Genomic DNA, 26,502 nt, shown 5'->3' on the forward strand with positions numbered 1-26,502 from the left:
CGTCAGGCTGCTTTCACCGACCCTGCTTCACTGGTCCTGCTTTCATCGGTCCTGCCTTCATCGATGCTGCGTAGACGTCGACGTACTCCTGCCCGGACATGGACATGAGCGAGTACATGACCTCGTCGGTGACCGAACGAACGACGGCACGGTGCCCCGAGAACTCTCGGTAGCGCGAGAAGTCCATCGGTGTACCGAACTTGACGACGATCTTCGTTGGGCGCCACATCTTGCTGCCGACCGGATTGAATTTCTTGGTTCCGAACATGACGACCGGAACCACCGGCGCCCCCGATTCCAGCGCAACGCGCGCCATGCCGGTCTTGCCCTTGTACAGGCGCCCGTCGGGCGAGCGGGTGCCTTCCGGGTAGATGGCCCAGATGCCGCCCTCGGCGAGTATCTTTCGGGCCGCATTCAGCGCAGGCTCGCCGGCACCAGAGCCCGAACGATCGACGGGCACCTGACCGGCGCTCGTGTAGAACCAGCTGATCAGGCGTCCCTTGAGTCCGTGGCCGGAGAAATACTCGCTCTTGGCAACGAATTTGACCCGACGCCGCATCACGAGCACCAGGAAGAAAGAGTCTACGACGGTCAGGTGGTTGCCCGCGACAATGATCGGCCCCGACGACGGGACGTTCTCTGCGCCCTCGATTCGCGGTCTACCCATGAGCCAGAGAATCGGCCCGATCAGCACATATTTGAAAATCCAATACCACATGAGCCGCCTGCTTCCCGATCATGGACTTTCTCCACACCACGGTAGCCGCAGACCCCCGCCTTCGTACACCGAGCGGGCGCCGCATGCCCGGAGCCGATCAGCCGATGATGGACTTCACCGACGACGGGAGCTGACGTGCACTCTTGTATGGCCCCACCACTGCAGCGCCGAACGGTCGCGCCAACAACACCTGTGCGACGTCTCTGACCTCGTCGTTCGTCACCTCGTCGATACGAGCGAGGGTGTCGGCGATGTCGCGGTGGTTGCCGTAGTTGAGCTCACTGCGACCGATCCGATTCATCCGGGAACCGGAATCCTCCAGCCCCAGAACAAGTCCGCCTCGAAGCGACCCTTTGGCCCGTGCACACTCGTCATCGGTGATGCCCTCGGATGCGACCTGCGCCAGCACCTCACGGACCACCGTCGTCACCTCCGCAAGATTCTCCGGCTGGCATCCCGCGTAGACGGAGAATGCGCCGGAGTCGGCAAAGGTGTCGACCGAGGAGTACACCGAGTACGCGAGCCCGCGCTCTTCGCGGATCTCTTGAAAGAGCCGGGAAGACAACCCGCCTCCGACAGCCGCGTTGAGAATCGACAGCGCCCACCGGTGGCCTTCGTGCCGACCGAACGCACGTACTCCGAGCGAGAGGTGCGCCTGCTCACTGTCACGCTTGACGAATTTCAGTTCCGGGCGAGCGCGAACCCGTGCCGACCCTCCCCGACGTGGGACCGGTTCGACATCTCTGCCGAGGTGGCCTCCGAAGGCACGCTCGACCAGTGCAACGGTCTGCCGGTGGTCGATGTTTCCCGCCACTGCGACCACCATGCGGTCGGGCGTGTAGCGGCGGCCGTGAAACGAGCGCAGCTGACTGCGCGTCATCGATTCGACCGAGTCGACCGTCCCGATGATCGGCCGGCCCAAGGGATGCTCCGGGAACATCGCCTCGATGAACAGATCACCGAGCAGATCTTCCGGATCGTCGTCACGCATCGAAATCTCCTCGAGCACCACCTGGCGCTCGATGTCCACATCGGCGACGCGGCAACGGCCCCGAAGTACGACATCGCTCACGAGATCGACTGCCATCGCCAGGTCCTCGTCCAACACGTGGGCGTAGAAGCAGGTGTTCTCCTTCGAGGTGAAGGCATTGAGTTCACCCCCGACGCCGTCCATGACCTGTGCGATTTCCAGGGCGGTCCGCGTCGGTGTCGATTTGAACAGCAGATGCTCGAGAAAGTGTGCTGCGCCGGCAACGCTCGGCCCCTCGTCGCGAGACCCGACGCCCACCCACACTCCGACCGAGGCCGAACGAACACCGGGAACGAATTCGGTCACCACACGTAGACCACCGGGCAGAGTGGTGCGCTGAACGCCCATCACCCCGGTGGGATCCGAAACGGCAGAACGGTACGCCCCGTAGGGACGTACCGTTCTGCCTGCGGTCTTCTTACTCAGCGCTGACCTCGGCGGGTGCCTCGGCGGTCACGTCGGCGGCACCGGATGCGGGTGCCGCGTTGTCGTCCTCGACAGGGACGAGACTGATCTTGCCGCGGTTGTCGATGTCGGCGATCTCGACGCGGAGTTTGGATCCGACGCTCACGACGTCCTCGACCTTGTTGATGCGCTTACCTCCACCGAGCTTGGAGATGTGCACCAAACCGTCACGACCGGGCAGAAGCGAGACGAACGCACCGAAAGCCGTTGTCTTGACGACGGTTCCGAGGAAACGCTCGCCGACCTTCGGCAACTGCGGGTTGGCGATGGCGTTGATCATGTCGATCGCAGCCTGCGCGGACGGGCCGTCCGCAGCACCGACGTAGACGGTGCCGTCATCCTCGATCGAGATGTTGGCGCCGGTCTGCTCGGTGATGGAGTTGATCATCTTGCCCTTGGGCCCGATGACCTCGCCGATCTTGTCTATCGGAACCTTGATTGCCGTGACGCGCGGCGCGAAGGGGCTCATCTCGTCGGGTGTGTCGATGGCTTCGGCCATGACCTCGAGGATGGTGGTACGCGCGTCCTTCGCCTGCGACAGGGCACCTGCCAACACCTTGGACGGGATGCCGTCGAGCTTGGTGTCGAGCTGCAGTGCCGTCACGAAGTCTTTCGTTCCGGCAACCTTGAAGTCCATGTCACCGAACGCGTCCTCTGCACCGAGAATGTCGGTCAGCGCGACGTATCGGGTTTCCCCGTCGACCTCGTCGGAGACGAGGCCCATCGCAATGCCGGCAACTGGAGCGCGAAGCGGCACACCGGCGTTGAGCATGGACAGTGTCGATGCGCACACCGAACCCATGGAGGTCGAGCCGTTGGAGCTCAGCGCTTCGGAGACCTGGCGAATTGCGTAGGGGAATTCTGCCTGGCTCGGGAGCACCGGCAGCAGCGCACGCTCGGCGAGCGCACCGTGGCCGATTTCGCGTCGCTTCGGAGTTCCGACTCGGCCGGTCTCACCGGTCGAGTAGGGAGGGAAGTTGTAGTGGTGCATGTAGCGCTTTGAGGTCTCGGGTCCGAGCGAATCGATCTGCTGAGCCATCTTGACCATGTCCAGCGTGGTGACACCGAGAATCTGGGTCTCACCGCGCTCGAACAGTGCGCTCCCGTGGGTACGGGGAATGATCGCGACCTCTGCCGACAGCGAACGGATGTCGGTGACACCGCGGCCGTCGATCCGGAAGTGGTCGGTCAGAATGCGCTGGCGCACGGACTTCTTCGTCAGCGCGCGGAATGCCGCACCGATCTCTTTCTCACGTCCGACGAACTGGTCGGCGACCTGTTCGAGAACCTGAGCCTTGACCTCGTCCAGCTTGGCCTCACGCTCGGCCTTGCTTGCGATGGTCAGCGCCTCGTTGAGCGGGATCTGTGCTGCGCCGGAGACGGCGTCGAACACGTCCGACTGGTACGGCGGGAAGAGCTGGAAGTTGCCGGTGGGCTTGGCAGCCTTGGTGGCGAGTTCCTGCTGCGCGGTGCACAGCGCAGCGATGAACGGCTTCGACGCCTCGAGGCCCTCCGCGACGATCGCTTCGTTGGGAGCCTGGGCACCGCCCTCGATCAGTTCGATGACGTTCTCGGTGGCCTCGGCCTCGACCATCATGATCGCGACATCGGCGTCTGCGCCGGAGCCCGACACGATGCGGCCGGCGACGACCATGTTGAACACGGCCTTCTCGAGCTGCTCGTTGGTCGGGAAGGCAACCCACTGCTTGTCGATGAGCGCCACACGCACGCCACCGATCGGGCCGGAGAACGGCAGGCCGGCGATCTGTGTGGACGCCGACGCTGCGTTGATGGCCACGACGTCGTAGAGATCTGCCGGGTTGAGGCTCAGAACCGTGATGACGACCTGGATCTCGTTGCGGAGCCCGTCGACGAACGTGGGGCGCAGTGGCCGGTCGATCAGTCGGCAGGTGAGAACCGCGTCCGTGGACGGTCGACCTTCGCGGCGGAAGAACGATCCCGGGATACGTCCGGCGGCGTACATGCGCTCTTCCACATCGACCGTCAGCGGGAAGAAGTCGAGTCCTTCGCGCGGGCCTTTACCGGCCGAGGTGGCCGAGAGGAGCATGGTGTCTTCGTCGAGGTAAGCCGCGACAGCACCGGATGCCTGCTGCGCGAGGCGGCCGGTCTCGAAACGGATGCTGCGCTTGCCGTAGGTGCCGTTGTCGATTACGGCGGTTGCTTCGTAGACGCCCTCTTCGGCTTCTACCGTGGTTGTTTCCGTCATTCTCTTCTTCTCGTCCTCTCGTCTTTGCCGCGTTCGTGCCGACGAGCCGCCGGCCCCGGATCACCGATGCGGTGAACCTCGGGCTGCAGCTGCTCGAGCAGGGGCGGCCATCGATCGAAGCCCGACGGACCGACGAGCAGTCCTGCTGTATGCGATCGAGCAGGTCCTGCTGTGTCCGAAGGGCCACTACCGAAGGCCGACTCCACTTCAGTCGGCGTGTACGGCGATGTGTGAACACCCATGTGTCCACATGTACTGCTGACTTGCCTGTTTTTCCAACACAGATAGCCAACGAGGAACAGTGTAAGCACTGCCTCGTTGGCTACTGCACTATTTCGATGACCGCCCATGACATGGGCGCGTCGGCACCGGATCTAGCGACGCAGTCCCAGACGCTCGATGAGCGAACGGTACCGGGTGACATCGGACTTCGCTACGTACTTGAGAAGGCGACGACGACGTCCGACCAGCAGCAGAAGGCCGCGGCGGGAGTGGTGGTCGTGCTTGTGCTTCTTCAGGTGCTCGGTGAGATCGGAGATGCGCTTGCTGAGCATCGCGACCTGAGCCTCGGGCGAGCCGGTGTCGGTCGGGTGCAAGCCGTACTCGCCGAGTACGACCTTCTTCTCTTCGGTGGTCAATGCCACTGGTACTACTCCTGATCACTGACGTCCGCGCGAAAGGAAATCCTCCACCCAAGTCGATCGTGATACACGACAGGGCGGCAGGACCGGGTGCAGCCACCACGGACCGCAGCGTGCACCGAGGAGCCAGCCTATCAGCTATGGGCTCAGGTCAGTGTTGCGCGTACCTCATCGGCATCTCGGCCCATCTGTTCGACCAGGGTCTCGATGGAGTCGAACTTCTCCATGCCACGAAGGCGTTCGACGAAATCGACCGCTACATGCTGGCCGTAGAGGTCGCCGTCGCCGTCGAGCACGAATGCCTCCACCGTGCGCGTGCGACCCGAGAACGTTGGATTCGTCCCTACCGATACCGCCGCGCGATGTCGCTCGCCCGGCGTCACAGTGCCCATCACAGGCCCGGGGCCGAGCACGGTGAACCATGCTGCGTACACGCCGTCCGCAGGTATGGCCGAGTACATCGGCGGCGCCACGTTCGCAGTCGGGTAGCCGAGTTGTCGACCTCTGCCGTCCCCGTGAACCACGACGCCCTCGACACGATGCGGTCGGCCGAGTGCGGCACAGGCCGCCGAGACGTCGCCCGCATCGACGCACGAGCGGATGTAGGTCGAGGAGAAGGTCACTGCATGCTCGGCGAGCAGATTGAACCCGTCGACCGCGAAACCGGATCGGTGGCCGATCTTGCGCAGCAGATCGACGTTGCCTTGCGCCTTCTTGCCGAACGTGAAGTTCTCCCCCACGACGACTTCCGCGACGTGCAGGCGCTCTATCAAGATCTCGTGGACATAGCGTTCGGGCGTCAGCCTCATGAGTTCCGGGGTGAAGGGCATCACGCAGAAGACGTCGATACCCAGTTCCTCGGCAAGCTCGGCTCGCCGCGTGAGGGTGGTCAACTGTGCCGGGTGCGAACCTGGCCGGACGACCTCCATCGGATGCGGATCGAACGTCATCAGCACGCTCGCAACGCCCCGCTCGGCCGCCGAGTTCACCGCCCGACTTATGAGTCGGGCGTGCCCGCGGTGCACGCCGTCGAAAACGCCGATCGTGAGAACACAACGGCCCCAGTCGGCAGGTACGTCGTCGAGACCTCGCCATCTCTGCACGAGGCAAAGCCTACGGCCCACCGCCGACGAGGTCACTTCCGGATCGATGTGTCACGGCAAACACCTGTGGACAAACCGGCGAACAGTCTGCCAAGATTTCGGGGTGCCTAACTTTTATTTTCGTAGCGTCGCAGCAGTGCTGTTGTGCGCACTCGCACTGAGCGCCTGTGCTCGCGCAGTCGGTGATGGCGAAGCGGTAGGCCTCGAGGCGGAGGGCGAGGATGACCCGCGACCGCTGGTGCTGACCACCTTCACGGTTCTTGCGGACATGGCACGCAACGTGGCGGGGGAACACTTACGCGTCGAGTCCATCACCAAGGCGGGTGCGGAAATCCACGGGTACGAACCAACCCCCGGCGATCTTCGCACCGCAGACCGAGCCGACCTGATCCTGGACAACGGACTCGGTCTCGAAGCCTGGTTCGAAAAATTCGTCGAGCGCGTGCCAGCACCACACGCCGTCCTCAGCGACGGAGTCGATCCGGTCTACATCCGCGGCGACGCATACGCGGGCAAAGCAAACCCGCACGCCTGGATGTCGCCGAAAGTAGCGCAAACGTACGTAGACAACATCGCGGACGCATTCGTCCGCCTCGACCCCGCCAACGCGTCCGACTACCGCGCGAACGCCGCCGCCTACAACGGCGCGCTCAGCGCTGTCGCCGACGAACTTCGCGCCGATCTGGCCGTGCTCCCCGCCAACCAGCGAGCCCTGGTCACCTGCGAGGGAGCGTTCAGTTATCTCGCCCGAGACTTCGATCTGCAGGAGGCCTACCTCTGGCCGGTCAACGCGGAGCAGGAAGGTACGCCGAAGCAGGTGGTCGCCACAATCGATTTCGTCCGAGAGAACGACGTACCCGCCATTTTCTGCGAGTCGACAGTGTCGAACAAGGCTCAGCTTCAGGTCGCCGAGGACACCGGCGCCCAATTCGGCGGAACCCTCTTCGTCGATTCCCTCAGCGACGACGGCGGTCCGGTTCCGACCTACCTGGACCTGCTCACCTACGACGCCCGAACCATCACCGACGCACTACTCGGGGAGTCAGAATGAACCGCATCGCACCGGCACTCCAGGTGGAGCACTTGGGTGTTCGCTACCGCGAGGTCACCGCACTGGTCGATACTTCCCTGACGCTCGAACCGGGGCGAGTGTGCGGGCTGGTCGGCATGAACGGATCCGGCAAGTCGACACTGTTCAAGTCGATCATGGGCGTCGTCCGGCCCGACACCGGATCCATCCGCATTTTCGGCGGACCGCCGGAGAAGGCGCGCAAGGATGCAGCGGTGAGCTATGTGCCCCAGAGCGAAACCGTGGACTGGACGTTCCCCATCAGCGTTCGTGAGGTGGTGATGATGGGTCGCTACGGTACGCAGAACTGGATGCGCACCCCGCGCGCCCGCGACAGGGATGCCGTTGCAGCAGCATTGGCGCGCGTCGAGTTGACCGAGTTGGCCGACCGGCAGATCGGCCAACTGTCGGGGGGCCAACGCAAACGCGCGTTCGTTGCTCGGGCCATCGCCCAGGAGGCATCGCTGCTGCTGCTCGACGAACCGTTCGCGGGCGTCGACAAACGTACTGAGGCCACGATCACCCGACTCTTGCGCGAACTGACCTCAGCGGGAGCTTCGGTGTTGATCTCCACACACGACCTTCGCGCTCTGCCGGATCTGTGCGACGAGGCGATCCTGCTGCACCAGCGGGTGCTGATGCACGGAACCCCGAGGGAGGTGCTGCGGCCCGAGAATTTGGCACTGGCCTTCGGCATCGACCCGCTGCAATCGATCGACTCGGAGGGACACTGAGATGTACCCGCTCGACCTGCTGCTCGATCCGCTTCAATACACCTTCATCAGAAGAGCGCTGCTCGTCACCGTGGTCGCATCCGTGGTGTGTGCGGTTCTGAGCTGCTGGCTCGTTCTGATCGGTTGGTCTCTCATGGGTGATGCCGTCTCGCATGCAGTTCTGCCAGGCGTCGCGCTGTCCTACCTACTCGGCGCGCCGTTCGCAATCGGGGCGTTGATCTTTGCGCTCATCGCCGTCGGAGCGATCGGCATCGTGCGCAACACGACCGCGGTCAAAGAGGACGCCGCAATCGGGGTCGTCTTCACGACGCTGTTCGCGTTCGGCGTCGTCTTGATCTCGAAATTCCCGAGCCAGATCGACCTGAACCACATCCTCTTCGGCAATCTTCTCGGTGTATCCGAAGGAGACATGTGGCAGGTCATCGTTCTCGGCGGGCTGGCATTGGCGGTGATGATCGTCAAGCGACGCGATTTCACGCTGTTCGCGTTCGATCGAACGCAGGCGCGTGCGGTCGGGATCTCGCCGAGCGTGCTGTCCGGTCTGATGCTGACCCTGCTCGCGCTCACGACTGTCGTGGCCCTGCAGGCAGTGGGCGTGATCCTCGTCGTCGCCATGCTGATCACACCGGGCGCGACGGCATACTTGCTCACGCAACGCTTCGGTCAGATGCTGCTGCTGGCTCCCGCCATCGGCATAGGCTGCGCAATTGTCGGGATCTACGTGAGTTTCTACCTGGACGTCTCGTCCGGCGGAACCGTCGTTCTCGCCCAGGGAACAGTATTCACCCTCGCGTACCTGTTCAGTCCGAGCCAGGGAATAGTGACGCGCCGGCTGCGACGACCCGCCGACATCGTTGCATGACCGACGGCCGGGCGAGATGTCATTTCCGATTGGATTGCCTAAGCTCGACTCCGTGGTGGAACAAAACGGGGAGGTACAGCTGTCGGCTGTGGCCCAGGACTATCTGAAAGTCATCTGGACCGCCAGCGAATGGAGCGAGGACACAGTGAGCACGAAAATGCTCTCCGAGCGCATCGGTGTTTCCGCCTCCACGGTGTCCGAGGCCATCAGAAAGCTGGCCGACCAGGGGATGGTCGATCACGCCCGCTATGGAGCGATCTCGCTCACCGAGCGTGGTCGTCACGCCGCCGTCGCCATGGTTCGCCGTCACCGACTGATCGAGACATATCTCGTTCGCGAACTCGGATACGGATGGGACGAAGTTCACGACGAGGCCGAAATCCTCGAGCATGCTGTCTCCGACCTGATGATGTCGCGAATCGACGCCAAGTTGGGTTTCCCGCAGCGCGACCCCCATGGCGACCCGATTCCGTCTGTGGACGGTGACATCTCCTCGCCCGAAGCCACGAGACTGAGCGACTACGCGAACGGCCAAAACGGGCGCGTCGCACGCATCTCGGACTCCGACCCGGCCATCCTGCGCTACTTCGACACCGTCGGGATCACGCTCGACCTGGTGATCACCGTTGTCGAACGCCGCGACTACGCCGGCACCGTCGCGATCGAACTGGGGCACGAGGAGTCGAACACCATCGATCTCGGTCAGCGCGCGGCCGAAGCGATCTGGATGGTTCCGGCCTGACCTTGCAGTAGCCCGGACCGATTGATTCTGCTAGCTGCTGAGACCTCGCAACGTGGCTGGACGCACTACCATCACCGAACTCGCCCGCTTACCCTTCTCCTGCAGCAGCGCGATCGCGTGACCGCTCGGATCGATCGCCGCGTACACGCCGGAGATTCCGATCGGGTCGAGCCAACGCCCCTGGCTTATCGCCTCCGCCTCGTCCGCATCGACCTGCCTGTGCTCGAACGCAGTGCGTGCGGCCTCGTCGATGTCGAGACTGACCGCGGGCTCGTCCGCGAGCTCGCGGAGAGTCCGGGCATGCTCGAGGGTGAAGGGGCCAACGCGGGTGCGGCGCAGTTTCGTCAGATGGCCACCGACCCCGAGTGCGGCGCCGAGGTCACGCGCCAAGGCTCGAACATAGGTCCCCGAGGAGCATTCGACCTCGACGTCCAGATCGACGAAGGCCGTCCCGTCCTCCCCCAGCACGTCCCGTCTGGCGAGAACCTCGAAGCGGGAGACGTGGACCCGCCTCGCCGGAATGGTGAACTCCTCGCCGGCGCGAACCAGCTTGTGCGCCCGCTGTCCGTCGACCTTGATCGCGCTGACGCTCGACGGGATCTGCTCGATGTCACCGGTGAGCGAGATGACCTGCGCGGAGATGTCTGCGTCGGTAATCGAGGACGCGGACGCGTCAGCGATCGTCTCGCCCTCGGCGTCGTCGGTGGTGGTGCTTCTGCCGAGACGGATGGTCGCCGAGTACGCCTTGGTGGTCAGGGCGAGCAGTCCGAGCATCTTGGTAGCGCGTTCGATGCCGAGGACGAGCACGCCCGTGGCCATCGGATCGAGCGTCCCCGCATGCCCCACCTTGCGTGTGTTCAGCAGCTTGCGGCACGACGCCACCACGTCGTGGCTGGTCACTCCCGCATCCTTGTCGACTATCAACAACCCGGCTCCGACGAGACCGGAGGACAACTTACCGCGCGCAGACACGAGAGATCATTGTGCCAGTACCGCGGTCAGGACACCGCTATCGCCGTCACGATCAGGCCTCCGTCGACCAACCATCGACCGTCGAAGGAGGTCAACGGCGGTCCGGAGAGGGTGTCGCCGGGGACGAGAAGCGTCGAGGTGAAGGTGCCGGAAAGCTCGCCCTTCACCCCGGTGCGCTCGAAAGTGATATGCGCATCCTCGAAACCCAGCCACCGTCCGGTGAGTGGTTCCCAGGCTTTGTAGGTCGCCTCCTTGGCACAGAACAGCAGCCGATCCCAGTGCATGTCGGCGCTGTCGGCAGTGGCGAGCCATTTCCGTTCCGCTTCGATGCTCACCGCGTCCAGCACACCCTCGGGCAACGGTCCATGCGGCTCGGCATCGATCCCGACCGAACGCACCTGCATGGAGTAGCCGAGAACGGCCCCGCGGTACCCGTCGCAGTGTGTCAGCGACCCGACAACGCCCTTCGGCCACTGCGGAGCACCGGACTTGCCGCGCATGATCGGCGCGGGGTCGACGCCCAACTTGCCCATCGCGAGACGAGCGCAGTGTCGCGCGGAGGTGAACTCGCGCTTGCGCTTGTCGACTGCCTTGGCCACCAGGGGCGCCTCGAGCGGATGCGGGGTCAACCCGGGCGGATCCTCGAACAACTCCGCGGCGACGACTCCGTTCGGGAGGATCGACTCGATCACTGCTTGGACCTCATCTTCTCGACTTCGGCTTCCATTTCGGGCGTGACGGTGAAGTGACCGCCCCACTTGTTCAGCGTTCCCTCCGGGTACGCGGGCACCGGGAGAATCCGACGCAGCACGTTGTCCGGCAAACCTCGCCGTTGCCACTCACGCGGGTAGCCGACGGAGACTTCCTCGAACCGCACTCCGTCGTAGTAGGTGGTTCGCGGAATGTGCAGGTGGCCGTACACCGAGCACAGTGCGTTGTACTTCACGTGCCAGTCGGCAGTGAGGGTCGATCCGCACCACAGCGCGAACTCCGGATAGAACAGCACGTCGGTCGGCTGACGAACCATCGGGAAGTGATTGATCAGCACTGTGGGAACGGAGGTATCGAGGGCGTCGAGACGCGCGCGGGTGCTCTCGATACGTGCGCGGCACCACGCGTCGCGCGTGGCGTAGGGCTGCGGCGACAGCAGGAACTCGTCGGTGGCCACGACGTTCTTCTCTCGGGCGATCGCGAGGCCATGGTCTTTGTCGATCGCCCCGCGCGGCAGAAAGGAGTAGTCGTACAGCAGGAACAGCGGCACGATCGTCGCGGGCCCGCCCTCGCCCTCCCACACCAGGTAGGGGTCCTCGGGTGTCACCACGTCGATCTCTCGACACAAGTTCACCAGGTACTCGTAGCGTGCGACGCCGTGGATCTGCACGGGGTCTTTCGCCGTCGTCCACAGCTCGTGGTTTCCCGGCACCCAGATGACCTTCGCGAACCGGCTGCGCAGGAGTTCGAGCGCCCACTTGATGTCGTCGGTCTTCTCCGAGACATCCCCAGCGACGATCAGCCAGTCCTCGGGCGATTCGGGGTGAATATCCTCGGTGATCGGCCGGTTGCCTCGGTGGCCGACGTGGATGTCACTGACTGCCCAGAGCGTGGCTGCCACAGGGGGCGATCCTTTCAGTTCGATGACGTTCTCGCGGTTCGATGGTGAACCAACGCCCCATTCTCCTCTGTGATTCCGCCCTGTGCACGTCACGGGTGGCGGGCATGGGTGTTCGAACACGCCACAGTGCGAGAATCGAGCTATGGAAAAACTTTCGGGGTCCGAGAAGAGCGGCCTACGGGCAGGGATGGTCATCACGGTGATGGCCGCATTCCTTGCCGGGATTGCATCGGACAATTTCGTAGCCGGATTCGCGATCACGGCTGTGGTGTGCGCGGTCGCGCTGCTCGCCGCGCAGTTCCTGGCCCGTGTAGTAGTGGCGAGACGGAACAGGTGAGGCCGGCTATCCATGGTCATCGCCTTATCCATGGTCATCGCCTTATCCATGGTCATCGCCTCATCCATGGTCATCGTCGAAGCACAGGAAACCCTCGCACGAACCGGTCGATAGGGCCGCTGGCCGCCGCCACGGCGTGTGCCGCACTGCTCACGGGTTGCGCACCCGGCTCCCCGAATACCGGCGACATCACGGTCTTCGCGGCGGCATCGCTGACCGCGACGTTCACCGAACTCGCCGAGTCCTTCGAAGCCCAGTACCCGGGCACGAACGTCGCCCTCAACTTCGCCGGTTCCTCGGACCTGTTCACCCAGCTCGACCAGGGTGCACCGGCCGACGTGTTCGCAACCGCAGACATGAACACCATGGAGAGGGCGGTCGATGCGCAGCTCGTGGACGGGGAACCGACGCCCTTTGCCACGAACGTGCTCACGATCGTCACAGCGCCGGGCAATCCCGCGAACGTGACGTCGTTCGCCGATCTGGCGAACCCGGACATTCTGACTGTCGTGTGTGCCCCTCGGGTCCCGTGCGGCGCTGCCACCGACAAGGTCGAGCAGGTCACCGGCATCACCATTCCCGCAGTGAGCGAGGAATCGGCGGTGACCGACGTACTCGGGAAAGTGATGTCGGGGCAGGCGGACGCCGGCCTGGTGTACGTCACCGACGCCGCAGCGGCCGGAGACCGAGTGACTTCGGTGACCTTCCCCGAATCGGCTCGAGCAATCAACACGTACCCGATCGCAGTCCTCGGCAGCAACAAGAATGCCGATGCGGCAGTTGCGTTCGTCGCATCCGTCACCGGCGCCGCGGGGCAGCGGATTCTCGCCGAGGCCGGGTTCGCGGCGCCGTGACCGCCACCCGCTCGACCACGGTTCGGCTCGGGCTCCCGGGGTGGGTCTTTCTTCCGGCCGCAATCGGTGCTCTGTTCATCCTGACACCGCTGCTTGCCATTCTGCTTCGAATCGACTGGCCCAACTTCGTTCCACTCGTCACCTCGGACGCATCGAGAACCGCGCTCGCCCTGAGCTTGCGAACAGCCGCCGCCAGCACCGCGCTGTGTGTCGTCATCGGTATCCCCATGGCGCTCGTGCTCGCTCGCACCGATTTCCCGGGGCTCTCGATCCTCCGGGCGCTCGTGCTGCTGCCGCTGGTTCTGCCGCCCGTCGTCGGGGGGATCGCGTTGCTGTACACGTTCGGGCGCCTGGGCCTCGTCGGCGAGTATCTGGAGGGTTGGGGCCTGTCCATCGCATTCTCGACGACCGCGGTGGTGTTGGCTCAAACCTTCGTTTCGCTGCCCTTCCTCGTCCTCAGCCTCGAAGGTGCACTGCGAAGTTCGGGTCACGCCTACGAAAGGGTGGCGGCGACGCTCGGCGCTCGACCGACGACAGTCCTGCGGCGCGTGACCCTGCCCCTCGTGCTGCCCGGCCTGGTCTCCGGCGCTGTACTCGCATTCGCGCGTGCACTCGGCGAATTCGGTGCCACCCTCACCTTCGCCGGATCGCTCCAAGGCGTCACACGGACCTTGCCACTCGAGATCTATCTTCAACGGGAAGCCGATGCCGATGCTGCAGTGGCGCTGTCCCTACTGCTGATCGTCGTGGCCGCCCTCGTCGTTCTCGCCGCACGTGGACGCCGGACGGACAGTGTCTTGTGATGAAAGGTCTCCTGTGAGCTCCGTGTCCGTGACTGCCCGGATCGCGCAGCGGGATGTCGAAATCGAGTTCGACGTCGCCGAAGGGGAGGTCGTTGCCCTACTCGGCCCCAACGGTGCCGGTAAATCCACGTTGCTCGACCTCATCGCAGGGCTCGCAACGCCCGACACCGGAAAAATCACCCTCGGGGCGGACGTCGTCACCGATACCGCTCGGGGAATACACGTGCCTCCCCATGCTCGCGGTGTCGCGAGCCTGTCTCAGAGCGCTCTGCTGTTTCCGCATCTCAGCGTCGCAGAGAACGTGGCGTTCGCTCCCCGCAGCCGTGGCGTCCGCAGGCGCGATGCGCGAGCACTGGCCCAGTCCTGGCTCAGTGCGGTCGGTGCACTCGACCTCGCCGGCCGCAGACCCGCGCAACTGTCGGGTGGGCAGGCACAGCGCGTCGCAATTGCACGTGCACTCGCCGCCGAACCCAGGGTCTTGCTCCTCGACGAGCCGATGGCGGCACTCGACGTCGAGACCGCCCCAGGGCTACGGCGCCTGCTTCGCACCGTGCTGCGCGAGCAGCGACGAACAGCGGTGGTGGTCACACACGACCTGCTCGACGCGCTGGCCATGGCCGACACCGTCGTAGTGGTCGAGTCGGGACGTATTGTCGAGCGCGGACCGACGGCCGATGTGCTCACCTCACCGCGCAGTGCCTTCGCCGCGCAGATCGCAGGGGTGAACCTGCTGACCGGTCGAGTCGACGCTCCGGGTTCGCTGACCACAGCGTGGGGACTTCGCGTGTTCGGCCACATGGACGGTGCACAGGCGGAGGCAATGACGGGAGATGCGGTGGCGGTGTTCGCCCCGTCCGCCGTCGCCGTCCACCTCGAACCTCCGCGCGCCAGCCCGCGCAACATCTTTCCCGTCACCATCACCACGATGGACGCCCAGGGCGCGTACGTGCGGCTACGGGGAGCCGACTATCCGGACGGCAGCCCCGGGACAGCCGCCGACGTCACTCCCGCAGCGGTCGCCGAGCTCGATCTCGAGCCGGGCCGCGCCGTCTACTTCGTCGTCAAGAGTCAGGAAATGGCGATTCATCCGGCTGTGCGTTGAATGTCGGCGCCGGCGATAGCCCACCGACCCGAGACGAAACGACCGATCACCGCCGCCATGCGCAGTGCGACGAAAATCCCGAGGCCGAACCAGATTCCGCGAAGTCCCCAGTCGAAGGCCAATGCGAGCCAGATCGACGGCAGGAAACCGACGAGCGCACATGCGAGCGTGGCCGTTCGTAGGAACGCCGCATCCCCGGCACCGAGCAGCACACCATCGAGTGCGAACACGACCCCAGCCAGTGGAATGATCGCCACGAAGATCCACCAAATCGACTGCATCTGTTCCACCACGGACGAGTCGGTCGTGAACAGGCCCGGCAGAATGGGCCCGCCGGCCGCGAGAAGCAACGCCAGCACCAGCGCGAACACCGTCGACCACGCCGTCAGTCGCCAGCCCAAGCGCGTGGCGCCGGGCACATCGGCGCGACCGAGGGCGGCACCGACCAAGGTCTGGGCAGCGATGGCCAACGAATCGAGAGTCAGCGACACCAAGTTCCACAAGTGCAGTACAACCTGATTGGCCGCGACCGACGCCGCGCCGAATCGCGACGCCACCGCCGCCGCGGAGAGGAAGCAGGCTTGGAACGCCAGGCTGCGTAGCACCAGATCTCTGCCCAGCGACAACTGCGCGCGCATCACCGGCCATGATGGGCGCAGCGGCACGCCTGATCGCACGAGTGCAACGACGAAGAGAGCTCCCGCAACGGTCTGGCCGATGACGTTGGCGACCGCCGACCCGACCAATCCCAGGTAGGGGAATCCGAGGAGTCCGTGCACCAGGAGTGGGCACAGCACCGCCGAGAGCCCCAACCCGAACACGACGTAGCGGAGCGGGCGAACCGTGTCCTGTAGGCCTCGCATCCATCCGTTGCCTGCCATCGACACCAAAATGAACGGCACGCCGAGTACCGCAACCCGGAACCAGCGCACAGCTTCGGCAGTGATATCGCCACCACCGCCGATCAACGCGAGAATCGGAACGCATAGCAGCTGCATCACTGCGATGATCAGCGCGCCGAGCCCGAACGCCAGCCATGTCGCCGATACGCCCTCCCCCACGGCGTCGTCGTCGCGTCCGGCACCGTGCAGGCGAGCCGCGCGGGCCGTCGTACCGTAGGACAGGAATGTCAGCTGAGTGCTGACCTGGGCCAGGACCAATCCCCCCACGGCGAGACCAGCGAGCGGCAACGCCCCGAGCCGGCCCACCACAGCGGCGTCCAAGAGTAAGTACAGCGGCTCTGCTGCAAGAACTCCCAGGGCTGGAATCGCCAATCCGAGGATGCGGCGCGGGGAGGCTTCGGCGAGGGCGCTGGAGTCAGGAGAGGGCATCGATCAGGGTGGCGACGACGTCGGACATCGTTCCGTGCGCGGTGAACCCGGCGGCGTTGCGGTGCCCGCCACCGCCGAGAACCGTTGCGACGGTCGAGACGTCGACTACGGTCTTCGAGCGCAGCGACACGGTCCATTCGTCACCGGCCTGTTGTTTGAACACAGCCGCGACCTCGGCTTCGGCGGTGGTGCGCACGATGTCGATGACGCTCTCGATCTCCTCCGACCGTAGTCCGGCGGTGTCCTCGCGTTCGATGACGGCGTACACCAACCCGAGCCCGCCGACACCGTCGGGAACGAGCGTCGCGGATCCGAGAACTTTGCCCAGCATCGGAAGCCAGCCGAACGGATGACTGTCCAGCAGCTTTCGGGCGATCGCAGCACCGTCGATACCGGTGGCGAGCAGTCGTTCGGCAAGCAGATGCGAGCCGGGCCGAACCCATCGAAACGATCCGGTGTCGGTGACCAGACCAGCGAACAAACAGTGGGCTACGTCGGCATCGACCTCGATGTCCCACGCGTCGAACAGCCGCGTGATGACCGCGGTCGTGGACTCCGCACCGTCGTCGACGAGATTCACGGTCCCGAAACGGGTATTGGATCTGTGGTGGTCGATCACCAGGCATGCGTCTGCGGAGTCGATTCGATCGGCAAGCGCACCGAGTCGCCCTCGGCTGCCGGCATCCACGGTGACGACGAGGTCGACCTCGCTGCGCACTTCCCGAGCGGGAACCAACATTTCGCGCCCGGGCAGTTCGTTCATCGATTCCGGTAGCTCCTCGGGGACGGCGAACGACACTTCCACCGACACTCCCCGCCGATCCAGCACCATCGCCAACGCAAGACCGCTACCGATGGTGTCGGCGTCCGGGTGCACGTGACAGAGCACAGTCGCCGAGCGAGCAGCCTCCAACAGAGAGATGACGCGGGGGAACATGTCCTCTACCGGTGCACCGATTCCTGCCTGTGGCGAGGCCGCCCTGGGCGATGTCGTCACGTCGCCCGGTCCACCTCGGCCGACTCTGAGTCCTCGTCGAGGTCTCGGGGCGCCTTGTACGGATCGGGGTCACCTGCGGGTTGCGCGGTGGCCGCCGCCCGGGCGACCTCACTGTCCGCTCGCCGGGCGCGCTCGAGGAGTTCCTCCATGTGACGCGCTGTATCGGGGACCGTGTCCGTGACGAACGTCAGCGTCGGTGTGAAGCGCGCACCGGTTCCCGCACCGACTTTGGAGCGCAGAACGCCCTTTGCCTTCTCCAAACCGGAAGCCGCAGCCTGCACGTCGGGCGGCGTGTCCAAGTCCTCGCCTCGCACCGTGTAATAGACCGTCGCATCGTGCAGGTCGGCTGTGACCTTGCAGTCGGTGATCGTCACGAATGCCAGCCGCGGATCCTTGATCTCGTGGTCGATAGCCGTCGCAACGATGGCGGCTATCCGTTTCGAAAGCCTGCGAGCCCTCGCCTGATCCACCATGAACTCTTCACGCTCCTCATACGCGGTACCGAGTCAGTCCTCGGGACCGAAAATTCTTCTTCTCACTGCCAACAATTCCAGATCGTGGCGCTCGGCGACATGCCGTTCGCATTCGTCCAGTTTGTCGTGCAGACCATCGACATCGGATCCCGCTGCGGCGATTCCGAAAAGGGACCGCCTGATACGGCCGAGTTCACCCGTCTCCGCCGCCGAAACACCAAATCTGTGCAACTCCGACAGCACGGGCTCGACCGTCGTCTGCTTCTCCGCCAACGACCGCACATCGCCCAACAGCACGTCCAACTCCAGAGCACCCAGATACACGCGGCCATCCTTCGATCGGTTCGACCGGACGATCCGGCGGCGGCACCTTCGAGGTACCGCCGCCGGCCGTATCGATCACTCCAGTGTCACTCCCCGTGCGTCACCACAACCGAGATCGGAACCTTGTCGGGTGCGTCACCCACAGGTTCCTTTCCCGTCTAGTCGCGCGGCTTCTCGCGAAGCTCGTACGCCTCGATGACATCTCCCACCTTGATGTCGGAGTACGTCACCGTAAGACCACACTCGTAGCCCTCGCGCACCTCGACCGCGTCCTCCTTCTCACGACGAAGCGAGGAGATGGTGACGGTCTCGGCGACCACCTTGTTATCGCGAAGCAGACGCGCCTTTGCGTTGCGACGGATCGTACCGGAGGTGACGAGGCAACCGGCGATATTGCCGACCTTGGACGAACGGAACAGCGCACGAATCTCTGCCTGACCAAGCGCGACCTCTTCGTACACCGGCTTGAGCATGCCCTTGAGGGCCCGTTCGATCTCGTCGATCGCCTGGTAGATCACCGAGTAGTACCGAATGTCGACGCCCTCACGGTTGGCGAGCTCGGTGGCCTTGCCTTCCGCGCGGACGTTGAAGCCGATGATGATCGCGTTGGAGGCCGATGCGAGGTTGACGTTGGTCTCGGTGACGCCACCGACACCGCGGTCGATGACCCGCAGCTCTACCTCGTCGTCGATCTCGATACCCAGCAGGGCTTCTTCGAGCGCCTCGACGGTGCCCGAGTTGTCGCCCTTGAGGATCAGGTTCAGCTGCGAAGTCTCCTTCAGCGCTGCATCGAGATCATCGAGGCTGATGCGTTTGCGACTCTTCGCGGCAAGCGCGTTGCGCTTACGGGCGTTGCGACGATCCGCGATCTGCCGAGCGATACGGTCCTCGTCGACGACGAGGAGGTTGTCGCCTGCACCGGGCACCGAGGTGAAACCGATGACCTGCACGGGCCGCGAAGGCAACGCTTCGGTGACATCCTCGCCGTGCTCGTCGACCATGCGGCGGACACGTCCGTATGCATCGCCGGCCACGATCGAATCGCCGACTCGCAACGTTCCGCGCTGAATGAGCACGGTTGCCACCGGTCCACGTCCACGATCGAGGTGGGCCTCGATGGCGACGCCCTGCGCCTCCATGTCGGGGTTCGCACGCAGATCCAATGCGGCATCTGCGGTCAAGAGCACCGCGTCGAGAAGGGCGTCGATGTTGATGCCCTGCTTCGCGGAGATCTCGACGAACATCGTGTCGCCGCCGTACTCCTCGGCGACGAGACCGTATTCGGTGAGCTGCTGCCGGATCTTGTCCGGGTTGGCACCTTCCTTGTCGATCTTGTTGATCGCGACCACGATGGGGACATCGGCAGCCTGCGCGTGGTTGATCGCTTCGACCGTCTGCGGCATGACACCGTCATCGGCTGCAACAACCAGAATCGCGAGGTCGGTGGCCTTCGCACCGCGAGCACGCATGGCCGTGAAGGCCTCGTGACCGGGTGTATCGATGAAGGTCATGAGGCGCTCGTTGCCCTCGAGCTCGGTGAGAACCTGGTAAGCACCGATGTGCTGGGTGATGCCGCCGGCCTCGCCTTCGCGCACCGTGGTGTTACGGATCGAGTCGAGCAACCGCGTCTTACCGTGGTCGACGTGGCCCATGACCGTGACCACGGGGGGACGCTGTTCGAGGTCTTCCTCGCCGCCCGCATCCTCGCCGTAGGTGAGGTCGAAGCTGTCGAGCAGCTCGCGATCCTCGTCCTCGGGGCTGACGACCTGGACGACGTAATTCATCTCGCCGCCGAGCAGCTCGAGCGTCTCGTCGTTGACCGACTGTGTCGCGGTCACCATCTCACCGAGATTGAACAGAGCCTGAACCAATGCAGCCGGGTTGGCGTCGATCTTGTCCGCGAAGTCGGACAGCGAAGCGCCACGGGCGAGACGGATGGTCTCGCCGTTGCCGCGAGGCAGCCTGACGCCGCCGACGGCAGGAGCCTGCATGCTCTCGTACTCGGCACGTTTCGCCCGCTTCGACTTGCGTCCACGCCTGGGCGCGCCGCCGGGACGACCGAATGCACCTGCTGCAGCGCCGCGCTGGCCTGGACGACCACCGCCGCCGGGACGACCACGGAAGCCGCCTGCCGGTGCTCCTCCTGCGGGAGCGCCGCCGGGCGCACCTGGCGCGCCGCCGCCGCGGTAACCGCCGCCACCGGCGCCACCGGGACGACCGCCCGGAGCGCCGCCGGGGCGACCCGGACGGCCGCCTGTGGCGGGAGCGGGACGCGACGAACGCGTGGGCATGGCACCCGGGTTCGGGCGAGGTGGCATCGAGCCGGGACTCGGACGAGGTCCACCCTGACCGGGAGCCGGACGAGGTCCGCCCTGGCCGGGAGCCGGACGCGACCCACCCGCCGGTGCTGCCGGACGAGGTCCACCCTGACCGGGGGCCGGACGACCGCCACCCGGCCGAGGAGCACCGGGAGCCGGACGAGGCGCGGGACGCTCGGTGGGTGCGGACGAGTACGGGTTGTTACCGACGCGAGGAGCCTTGGGTCCCGGCTTGGGCCCGGGCGCGCCTGGCTTTGGTCCGGCCGGCGCAGCCGGAGCCTCGGATGCTGCCGGGGACGCCTCTGCGGCGGGTGCTGCCGGCGCAGCGGCAGCTGGCGCCGATGGTGCCGGAGCAGCCGGGGACGGGCTCGTCGGTGCGGCTGCGGCGGGAGCAGCGGGTTCCGACTTGGTCGGCGCCACGGGCTCCGCAGGTGTTTCTGCAACCGGGGCTGCCGGTGTCGGCCGCGGTGTCGGCTTGGGGCCGGGCCGCGGACCGCCGGGCTTGGCGCCGGTGGTCGGCTTGGGCGCGGAATCGGTGGCATCGCTACGTGATGCGGTGCTGCCGTTCGCTGCGCCGGCGGACTGACCGTTGCCGGAGGCGGAATCGGGTTTGTCGGATGGGAACGCCTCACGCAGTCGACGCGCTACGGGCGCTTCGACGGTGGACGATGCGGACTTGACGAACTCGCCTTGCTCTTTGAGCCGTGCGAGTAGTTCCTTACTGGTGACACCGAGTTCTTTTGCCAACTCGTGCACGCGGGCCTTGCCTGCCACTGCTCTCCTCACTGAGAGGCCGAGCGAGGCTTGGTGCCCGCACGACCTCGGGTTATCTCCGACGGACGTTCATCGTTGGTGCTTCACGGTGTGCTCATCAGTGCTGTTGCCTGTTCTTCTCGACGGATGTAACTCTGTCGTCCGGTTCCGGTGATCGACCTTCCGATGAAGCGCCTTCGACGAAAGCGACTACCTCGGAGGTTTCAACCGGCCCCGGCACGCGAAGTGCCCTGCCGAAAGCTCGGCGCCGTTCTGCGTTGACCAGACACTGCTGGACGGGGTGCAACCATGCACCTCGACCGGGCAGCCTGCGGCGGACATCGGGTACGAGGATCCAGTCCGAGGACTGCGATCCACCGTACGAGGGTCTGACCACGACTCTCAACAGATCGACGGACGGAGCTCTCTCCTTGCACCCGACACACGTGCGCACCGGCTGACGGTCTACCGCCGAACCGGTGCTCTCATGAGACGAACGCATGGAGATCATTTCCGAACCACCGACCACTCTACCGCTGTATCGCTCCGAACTCCGCATTCCACCCTTACCCGCTGGTCGATTCGGGTGCCACCGCCGCATCGCTGCGGATATCGATACGCCAACCCGTCAGCCTGGCAGCCAATCGGGCGTTCTGCCCCTCTTTGCCGATGGCCAACGAGAGTTGATAATCAGGGACGACGACGCGGGCCGCGCGAGCTACGGCGTCGACCACCGTCACCGACACAACCTTCGACGGAGACAGTGCGTTCCCGACGAATCGGGCAGGATCCTCGTCGAAGTCGATGATGTCGATCTTCTCGCCCGCGAGCTCACTCATCACGTTGCGAACGCGCTGGCCCATGGGCCCGATGCACGCACCTTTGGCGTTCAGTCCGTTCACGGTGGACTGCACGGCAATCTTCGACCGGTGTCCCGACTCGCGGGCGACAGCGATGATCTCGACCGAGCCGTCGGCAATTTCCGGCACTTCCAAGGCAAAGAGCTTTCGCACCAGGTTGGGGTGCGTTCTCGACAGGGTGATCTGCGGACCGCGTTGCCCGCGGGCAACACCGACGACGTAACACTTGATTCGTTCGCCGTGCTCGTAGCTCTCCCCCGGGACTTGCTCTGCCGGCGGCAACAGACCGTCCGCACCGTTGGCGTCGCTGCCGATTCGGACGATGACCGTGCCCTTCGCGTTCGCCCGGGTGTCTCGTTGAATGACTCCGTTGACGATCTCACCCTCATGGGTGGAGTACTCGCCGAACGAGCGCTCGTGCTCGGCATCACGCAACCGCTGCAGGATGACCTGTCGTGCCGTCGTGGCTGCGATACGACCGAATCCCTCGGGGGTGTCGTCCCACTCCGAGATGGTGTTGCCGTCCGCGTCGATCTCCTTGGCCATCACCCGCACCGAACCGGTCTTGCGGTTGACGTCGATCCACGCGTGCGGCTGATGCCCCTCGGTGTGCCGGTAGGCCGTCAGCAGCGCTGTCTGGATCGTGGAGATCACTGTCTCGATCGAGACGCCTTTGTCCGCCTCGATAGCGCGTAGCGCTGCGATGTCGATATTCACTTGTCAAGACCCTTCTTCCGGTGTTTCCACGTTCACGATCTCGTCGGTGTCGGCCGGGGCGGGCCTGCCGTCGACGACGCCGCCCGCCAACTCCATTTCATCAGCCTTGGGCCGCGAGAATTCCACCTGCACAACTGCCTTGACCACGTTCGCCAGCACGATGTCCCGTGTGGCCAGGACCCCTTTGGTCCGGGTGACAACGGTGACGACATCTCCGTCGAGCAGCCCGACGCGAGCATCGAACTTCTCATCGGCCAGTTGGATCCGGACCATCCGACCCCGCGCCCGACGCCAATGCCGGGGCTCGGTCAGCGGCCGGTCGATCCCAGGGGTGGTGACTTCGAGCGTGTACGGCGCCTCACCGAAATCCGATACAGCGTCGAAGACATCGGAGATATCGCGACTGAGCGCAGGCAGGGAATCGAGATCGATGCCCTCGTCACGGTCGACCATGATCTTTACGGCACTGTGTTTGCCGGCCGCGACGACGGTGACGTCCTCGAGGTCGAACCCCCTGGCCTCGACGAGATCGGAGAGGAGTGCGATGACCCTCTCCTTGGACGGAACAGGCATCGTGGTGGGAACTCCTCGTTGAAGTTGTGTGAAAGCCAGCGCGTGGTGAACGTACAGCTTAACGCCATCTGCGGGCACTGATGACCAGGTCCGGGTGCACGAGAGCAAGATCGCACCTGGCACGATAAGGGCGTGCCGACGCCGGAGATCACTCGTTCGCTCTCACGCCGTGCGGCGTTCCGGTGGACCGCAGGCGCAGTCCTGGGCACTGCCGGTCTGGTCGGCGCGATCTCCTGCTCCTCGGCCGCCGAGGAGCAGGCCACCGTGGACACGTTGACAACGCACTTGCGGCTCGCGCGACGCGATGCCACCGCTGCCACTGCATTGACTGCGCTCGCACCCGAACTGGCCGGAGCGCTCGATGTGGTCCGCGCCGAACGCACCAGCCACGCCGACGCGCTCGCCGCGGAGATCGCTCGGGTTGCAGGCGTGCCCGCGACAACGGCGGCAGAGGCAGCGGAGACGACCCAGGCGCAGTCCACGACGCCGAAGCCGCCGCCGACGCTGGACGAACTGAAGTCCTACCTGCTCGAGTCGCAGCGTGGCGCGGCCGATTCGGCCCGCAACGAGTCGGGATATCGCGCCGGCCTTCTCGGTTCGATCAGCGCGGCCTGTGCCGTCGAACTGGAAGTGGTGCTGGCGTGAACGAACTGGGTGTGGAACAACAGGCGCTCGTCGATGCTCTCGATGCCGAGTACGCGGCCGTCTTCGCGTACGGCGTTGTCGGCGCCTTCTCGAATCCGGCACGCGCCGACCTCGTCGCGGCGAATGCAGCCGCTCATCGGGCTCGCCGGAACGCGACGATCGACGCCTTGACGGCGGCAAGCGTCGAAGCCCCTGCTGCGGCGACTGCCTACGCGATCCCGTTTCCGGTGACCGATCCGGTCGGCGCCGCGCAACTGGCGGCCCAGGTCGAGGTGGACACCTCCATCGCGTGGCGGTCGGTGATCGAGCGCAGCAGGTCCGGGCCCACCCGGGAGACCGCCGTCATCGCCCTCACCGAAGCCGCGCTTCGATTGGCCATTTGGCGCCGCATCCTCGGTGAGGTACCGGGGACCACGGCGTTTCCCGGTCAAGTGTGATGCGCGGTCAGGGATTCATCTCGTACGCACCGTCGTAGGTCAGCACTTCGGCCCACACGGCGTCGAAACGGCGCCGATCCACGGTCGGCTTGCGAATCGCACCGAGTGCCCACTCCTGTTGGGCCGGGGTCGAGGACGGCTTGCCGTGCAAGGCCACGGCGTACCCCGAGAAGTCGCGAATCTGGAAGTCGAATATCTGATCCAGCGTCTCGACCGAGATCGCGTCGGACGATTCGAGGATGAGGTGCCCGTAGACGATCAGCGAGAAGAGGTGCCCCACGTTCAGCAGGAAGTCGAGATCCTTCTGCTGAGCCTCGTCGGGGGCGGCTTCGCTGAGGAATTGCTTGAATGCCTGAGCTTGCTCGTAGAAACGCGCGACGTTGGGAATATGGGAGAACTTCTCGTAGACCGCTTCCCAGTCATGGAAGCGTACGGTGCTGGCTCCTCGGGCGGGTCCCTGAGCGAAGAAGAATGCGTCGTCGGAAGCATCGTCGCGAACACCTACCACGGGGTAGTCGACGGGGGCGAACATGTAGGACGGCATGAACTTGAGCACGAGCGCAACGTTGACGTGCACGGTGCCTTCGAGCTTGGGCAGGGTGCCGATCAACTGTGCCGCCTCCCGAAAGTACGTGTCCTTCTCGTACCCCTTCGCGGCGATGACGTCGTGCAGCATCCGCACCACCGTTTCGCCCTCGGAGGTGACCTTTGCCTTTGTCATCGGGTTGAACAGCAGGTAGCGCCGATCCTCGAGGTTCGCCGAGCGGAAGTAGTCCACTGCGCGCGAGGAGAAGACTTTCATCGCAATCAGACGCGCGTACGCATCGACGAAACTGGACCGTACGTGCGGGAAGTCGGTGACCGGGTGGCCGTACAGAATTCGGTTGTGCGCGTGCGTGATCGCCTCGTGGAACGCATGCTCGGCGATGCCGATGGATCCGGTGCAGAGGTTGAACTTGCCGACGTTGACGGTGTTGAGGGCCGCGGAGAACGCGTCGGGTCCGGTATGGAGAATGTCCTGACTGCGGACTGGATAGTCCTCGAGCCCGAAGGTGCTGACGAACATCTGCCCGTGCACCACGTTCTCACGCAGCACGTAGTTCGGATGCGAGGAGTCGGCTGCGAAGAACACGTAGGCCTCCGGACCGTCCAGATCCGCTCGTCGACCGAATATCGAAACCATACCCGCGACGTTGCCGTTTCCGATGTAGTACTTCTCCCCCGAAGCAGTGAATGCGAGATCCTCGCTGTCCGACGGGGTGAGCACCATGTCCGTGGAGTAGACGTCGGCGCCGTGCGTGCGTTCGGAGAGCCCGAACCCCATCACGGCGCCGTCGTCGAGTGCTTGTGCGGCCCTACGTTTGGCGTTCTCGTTGTCACTCATCCAGATAGGACCGAGGCCGAGGACGGTGACTTGCCAGGCGTACCAGTACGAGAGACCGTAGAAACCAAGTATCTCGCTGAGCGCTGCGTTTCGTGCGGCGTCCCAACGTTTGTTGGGGTTGCCGTCCGCATATGCGGCCGGTGTGCAGAAGGTGGCGAACAGCTTCTCCTTCGCCACGAACTCGAGGAAGTCGGCCGTCCAGACGGCGTCGAGGTCGTCGGCGAGCAAACGCGCCTTCCCTCGGTTCTCGAAGAAGGAGATGAGGGCGTGGAGTTGACGCGCTGTCTCCTCGTCGAATCGAGAAGTATCGAACTTCGTGGGATTCAACAGCTCAACATGTGCCATGTTGTCACCTCTCACAGTCGGTTACTCGAAGCTACCAAGGAGTAACCGACTGCAGTGGCAATTCGGACGGCAGT

Annotated in this window: 27 protein-coding genes; 10 read left to right on the forward strand and 17 right to left on the reverse strand. The window is 64.7% G+C overall.

From position 1 onward, the window contains the following. Window positions 1-13: 13 nt before the first annotated feature. The 5 genes from KVY23_RS00685 to KVY23_RS00705 all read right to left on the reverse strand — a co-directional run bounded on the left by KVY23_RS00685 (window position 14) and on the right by KVY23_RS00705 (window position 6,184). A complete protein-coding gene (locus KVY23_RS00685; RefSeq protein ID WP_230554900.1) occupies window positions 14-718 on the reverse strand; it encodes a 1-acyl-sn-glycerol-3-phosphate acyltransferase in 705 nt (234 codons plus the stop codon). 97 nt (window positions 719-815) lie between these two features. Then, window positions 816-2,096, reverse strand: a complete 1,281-nt coding sequence (locus tag KVY23_RS00690; protein ID WP_230555034.1) for a pitrilysin family protein — start codon at window positions 2,094-2,096, stop codon at window positions 816-818. A 70-nt stretch (window positions 2,097-2,166) separates the two neighbouring features. After that, entirely contained in the window at window positions 2,167-4,440 is a 2,274-nt protein-coding gene (locus KVY23_RS00695) for a polyribonucleotide nucleotidyltransferase (protein ID WP_206510806.1), read from the reverse strand. Window positions 4,441-4,814: 374 nt separating this feature from the next. Further along, a complete protein-coding gene (gene rpsO, locus KVY23_RS00700; protein ID WP_075840087.1) occupies window positions 4,815-5,084 on the reverse strand; it encodes a 30S ribosomal protein S15 in 270 nt (89 codons plus the stop codon). Between the two features lie 143 nt (window positions 5,085-5,227). Continuing rightward, a complete protein-coding gene (locus KVY23_RS00705; protein ID WP_187346793.1) occupies window positions 5,228-6,184 on the reverse strand; it encodes a bifunctional riboflavin kinase/FAD synthetase in 957 nt (318 codons plus the stop codon). Window positions 6,185-6,323: 139 nt separating this feature from the next. Here KVY23_RS00705 and KVY23_RS00710 point away from each other — a divergent pair, with 139 nt between their 5' ends. The 4 genes from KVY23_RS00710 to KVY23_RS00725 are packed head-to-tail and all read left to right on the forward strand — an operon-like array spanning window position 6,324 to window position 9,591. After that, on the forward strand, window positions 6,324-7,235 hold the full coding sequence (locus KVY23_RS00710) for a metal ABC transporter substrate-binding protein (RefSeq protein ID WP_268994603.1): 912 nt from the start codon (window positions 6,324-6,326) through the stop codon (window positions 7,233-7,235). After that, entirely contained in the window at window positions 7,232-7,987 is a 756-nt protein-coding gene (locus KVY23_RS00715; RefSeq protein ID WP_206510808.1) for a metal ABC transporter ATP-binding protein, read from the forward strand. The genes KVY23_RS00710 and KVY23_RS00715 overlap by 4 nt, the downstream gene beginning before the upstream one ends. Window position 7,988: 1 nt before the next feature. Further along, a complete protein-coding gene (locus KVY23_RS00720) occupies window positions 7,989-8,849 on the forward strand; it encodes a metal ABC transporter permease (protein WP_230554904.1) in 861 nt (286 codons plus the stop codon). A gap of 16 nt (window positions 8,850-8,865) precedes the next feature. Beyond that, the gene (locus tag KVY23_RS00725) at window positions 8,866-9,591 is read left to right on the forward strand and encodes a metal-dependent transcriptional regulator (protein ID WP_075840090.1); all 726 of its coding nucleotides are present in this window, start codon (window positions 8,866-8,868) and stop codon (window positions 9,589-9,591) included. A gap of 30 nt (window positions 9,592-9,621) precedes the next feature. Here the strand turns inward: KVY23_RS00725 and truB are convergent, their stop codons facing one another. From truB to KVY23_RS00740, 3 genes are read right to left on the reverse strand one after another with little or no spacing between them, the layout of a single operon-like run. Beyond that, on the reverse strand, window positions 9,622-10,563 hold the full coding sequence (gene truB, locus KVY23_RS00730; protein ID WP_230554905.1) for a tRNA pseudouridine(55) synthase TruB: 942 nt from the start codon (window positions 10,561-10,563) through the stop codon (window positions 9,622-9,624). Window positions 10,564-10,589: 26 nt separating this feature from the next. Beyond that, window positions 10,590-11,255 carry a 4'-phosphopantetheinyl transferase Npt gene (gene npt / locus KVY23_RS00735; protein ID WP_230554907.1) on the reverse strand — a complete coding sequence of 222 codons (666 nt, stop codon included), beginning with the start codon at window positions 11,253-11,255 and terminating at the stop codon, window positions 10,590-10,592. Continuing rightward, window positions 11,252-12,175, reverse strand: coding sequence for a metallophosphoesterase (locus KVY23_RS00740; RefSeq protein WP_075840093.1), 924 nt, complete (start codon window positions 12,173-12,175; stop codon window positions 11,252-11,254). Before KVY23_RS00740 ends, npt begins: the two co-directional genes overlap by 4 nt. Window positions 12,176-12,317: 142 nt before the next feature. Here KVY23_RS00740 and KVY23_RS00745 point away from each other — a divergent pair, with 142 nt between their 5' ends. The 4 genes from KVY23_RS00745 (at window position 12,318) to KVY23_RS00760 (ending at window position 15,271) form a co-directional block, all read left to right on the forward strand. Next, window positions 12,318-12,512 (forward strand): hypothetical protein, encoded by a 195-nt coding sequence (locus KVY23_RS00745; RefSeq protein WP_075840094.1) that lies wholly within the window; start codon window positions 12,318-12,320, stop codon window positions 12,510-12,512. Between the two features lie 110 nt (window positions 12,513-12,622). Continuing rightward, window positions 12,623-13,366, forward strand: a complete 744-nt coding sequence (modA, locus tag KVY23_RS00750; RefSeq protein ID WP_374108681.1) for a molybdate ABC transporter substrate-binding protein — start codon at window positions 12,623-12,625, stop codon at window positions 13,364-13,366. Next, window positions 13,363-14,169, forward strand: a complete 807-nt coding sequence (locus KVY23_RS00755; protein WP_206510812.1) for an ABC transporter permease — start codon at window positions 13,363-13,365, stop codon at window positions 14,167-14,169. Before modA ends, KVY23_RS00755 begins: the two co-directional genes overlap by 4 nt. 13 nt (window positions 14,170-14,182) lie before the next feature. After that, a complete protein-coding gene (locus tag KVY23_RS00760) occupies window positions 14,183-15,271 on the forward strand; it encodes a sulfate/molybdate ABC transporter ATP-binding protein (RefSeq protein WP_230554909.1) in 1,089 nt (362 codons plus the stop codon). On the opposite strand, the gene KVY23_RS00765 is transcribed toward KVY23_RS00760, so the two are convergent. The 8 genes from KVY23_RS00765 to rimP all read right to left on the reverse strand — a co-directional run bounded on the left by KVY23_RS00765 (window position 15,253) and on the right by rimP (window position 23,617). Further along, window positions 15,253-16,602: an MATE family efflux transporter gene (locus KVY23_RS00765; RefSeq protein ID WP_230554911.1), complete on the reverse strand. Its 1,350-nt coding sequence runs from the start codon at window positions 16,600-16,602 to the stop codon at window positions 15,253-15,255. The genes KVY23_RS00760 and KVY23_RS00765 overlap by 19 nt on opposite strands. After that, window positions 16,589-17,539: a bifunctional oligoribonuclease/PAP phosphatase NrnA gene (locus tag KVY23_RS00770; protein ID WP_206511099.1), complete on the reverse strand. Its 951-nt coding sequence runs from the start codon at window positions 17,537-17,539 to the stop codon at window positions 16,589-16,591. Before KVY23_RS00770 ends, KVY23_RS00765 begins: the two co-directional genes overlap by 14 nt. 56 nt (window positions 17,540-17,595) lie before the next feature. After that, window positions 17,596-18,072, reverse strand: a complete 477-nt coding sequence (gene rbfA, locus KVY23_RS00775; protein WP_230554913.1) for a 30S ribosome-binding factor RbfA — start codon at window positions 18,070-18,072, stop codon at window positions 17,596-17,598. Between the two features lie 33 nt (window positions 18,073-18,105). Continuing rightward, the gene (locus KVY23_RS00780; RefSeq protein WP_075840098.1) at window positions 18,106-18,396 is read right to left on the reverse strand and encodes a DUF503 domain-containing protein; all 291 of its coding nucleotides are present in this window, start codon (window positions 18,394-18,396) and stop codon (window positions 18,106-18,108) included. A gap of 158 nt (window positions 18,397-18,554) precedes the next feature. Further along, window positions 18,555-21,488: a translation initiation factor IF-2 gene (gene infB / locus KVY23_RS00785; protein WP_230554915.1), complete on the reverse strand. Its 2,934-nt coding sequence runs from the start codon at window positions 21,486-21,488 to the stop codon at window positions 18,555-18,557. Between the two features lie 97 nt (window positions 21,489-21,585). Then, on the reverse strand, window positions 21,586-21,969 hold the full coding sequence (locus KVY23_RS00790) for a YlxR family protein (RefSeq protein WP_230554917.1): 384 nt from the start codon (window positions 21,967-21,969) through the stop codon (window positions 21,586-21,588). Between the two features lie 64 nt (window positions 21,970-22,033). Further along, window positions 22,034-23,044 carry a transcription termination factor NusA gene (nusA, locus tag KVY23_RS00795; RefSeq protein ID WP_230554918.1) on the reverse strand — a complete coding sequence of 337 codons (1,011 nt, stop codon included), beginning with the start codon at window positions 23,042-23,044 and terminating at the stop codon, window positions 22,034-22,036. A gap of 3 nt (window positions 23,045-23,047) precedes the next feature. Continuing rightward, window positions 23,048-23,617, reverse strand: coding sequence for a ribosome maturation factor RimP (gene rimP / locus KVY23_RS00800; protein WP_230554920.1), 570 nt, complete (start codon window positions 23,615-23,617; stop codon window positions 23,048-23,050). A 132-nt stretch (window positions 23,618-23,749) separates the two neighbouring features. Between rimP and KVY23_RS00805 the strand changes: the two genes are divergently transcribed. After that, window positions 23,750-24,262 (forward strand): hypothetical protein, encoded by a 513-nt coding sequence (locus KVY23_RS00805; protein ID WP_230554922.1) that lies wholly within the window; start codon window positions 23,750-23,752, stop codon window positions 24,260-24,262. Continuing rightward, a complete protein-coding gene (locus KVY23_RS00810; protein ID WP_230554925.1) occupies window positions 24,259-24,699 on the forward strand; it encodes a ferritin-like domain-containing protein in 441 nt (146 codons plus the stop codon). The genes KVY23_RS00805 and KVY23_RS00810 overlap by 4 nt, the downstream gene beginning before the upstream one ends. 7 nt (window positions 24,700-24,706) lie before the next feature. Here the strand turns inward: KVY23_RS00810 and KVY23_RS00815 are convergent, their stop codons facing one another. Further along, window positions 24,707-26,428 carry an acyl-CoA dehydrogenase family protein gene (locus KVY23_RS00815; protein ID WP_230554926.1) on the reverse strand — a complete coding sequence of 574 codons (1,722 nt, stop codon included), beginning with the start codon at window positions 26,426-26,428 and terminating at the stop codon, window positions 24,707-24,709. Between the last annotated feature and the right edge of the window lie 74 nt (window positions 26,429-26,502).

It is taken from the genome of Rhodococcus sp. I2R, from assembly GCF_020889545.1.
Lineage (GTDB): Bacteria > Actinomycetota > Actinomycetes > Mycobacteriales > Mycobacteriaceae > Rhodococcoides.

Coding starts and splice junctions, on each gene's coding strand:
- KVY23_RS00695 (WP_206510806.1), bottom strand. CDS start 4,440: ATGACGGAAACAACCACGGTAGAAGCCGAAGAGGGCGTCTACGAAGCA.
- KVY23_RS00770 (WP_206511099.1), bottom strand. CDS start 17,539: ATGTTCCCCCGCGTCATCTCTCTGTTGGAGGCTGCTCGCTCGGCGACT.
- KVY23_RS00685 (WP_230554900.1), bottom strand. CDS start 718: ATGTGGTATTGGATTTTCAAATATGTGCTGATCGGGCCGATTCTCTGG.
- KVY23_RS00725 (WP_075840090.1), top strand. CDS start 8,866: ATGTCATTTCCGATTGGATTGCCTAAGCTCGACTCCGTGGTGGAACAA.
- KVY23_RS00790 (WP_230554917.1), bottom strand. CDS start 21,969: ATGCGTTCGTCTCATGAGAGCACCGGTTCGGCGGTAGACCGTCAGCCG.
- KVY23_RS00765 (WP_230554911.1), bottom strand. CDS start 16,602: ATGCCCTCTCCTGACTCCAGCGCCCTCGCCGAAGCCTCCCCGCGCCGC.
- KVY23_RS00720 (WP_230554904.1), top strand. CDS start 7,989: ATGTACCCGCTCGACCTGCTGCTCGATCCGCTTCAATACACCTTCATC.
- rbfA (WP_230554913.1), bottom strand. CDS start 18,072: ATGGTGGATCAGGCGAGGGCTCGCAGGCTTTCGAAACGGATAGCCGCC.
- KVY23_RS00715 (WP_206510808.1), top strand. CDS start 7,232: ATGAACCGCATCGCACCGGCACTCCAGGTGGAGCACTTGGGTGTTCGC.
- KVY23_RS00690 (WP_230555034.1), bottom strand. CDS start 2,096: ATGGGCGTTCAGCGCACCACTCTGCCCGGTGGTCTACGTGTGGTGACC.
- rimP (WP_230554920.1), bottom strand. CDS start 23,617: ATGCCTGTTCCGTCCAAGGAGAGGGTCATCGCACTCCTCTCCGATCTC.
- KVY23_RS00745 (WP_075840094.1), top strand. CDS start 12,318: ATGGAAAAACTTTCGGGGTCCGAGAAGAGCGGCCTACGGGCAGGGATG.
- KVY23_RS00815 (WP_230554926.1), bottom strand. CDS start 26,428: ATGGCACATGTTGAGCTGTTGAATCCCACGAAGTTCGATACTTCTCGA.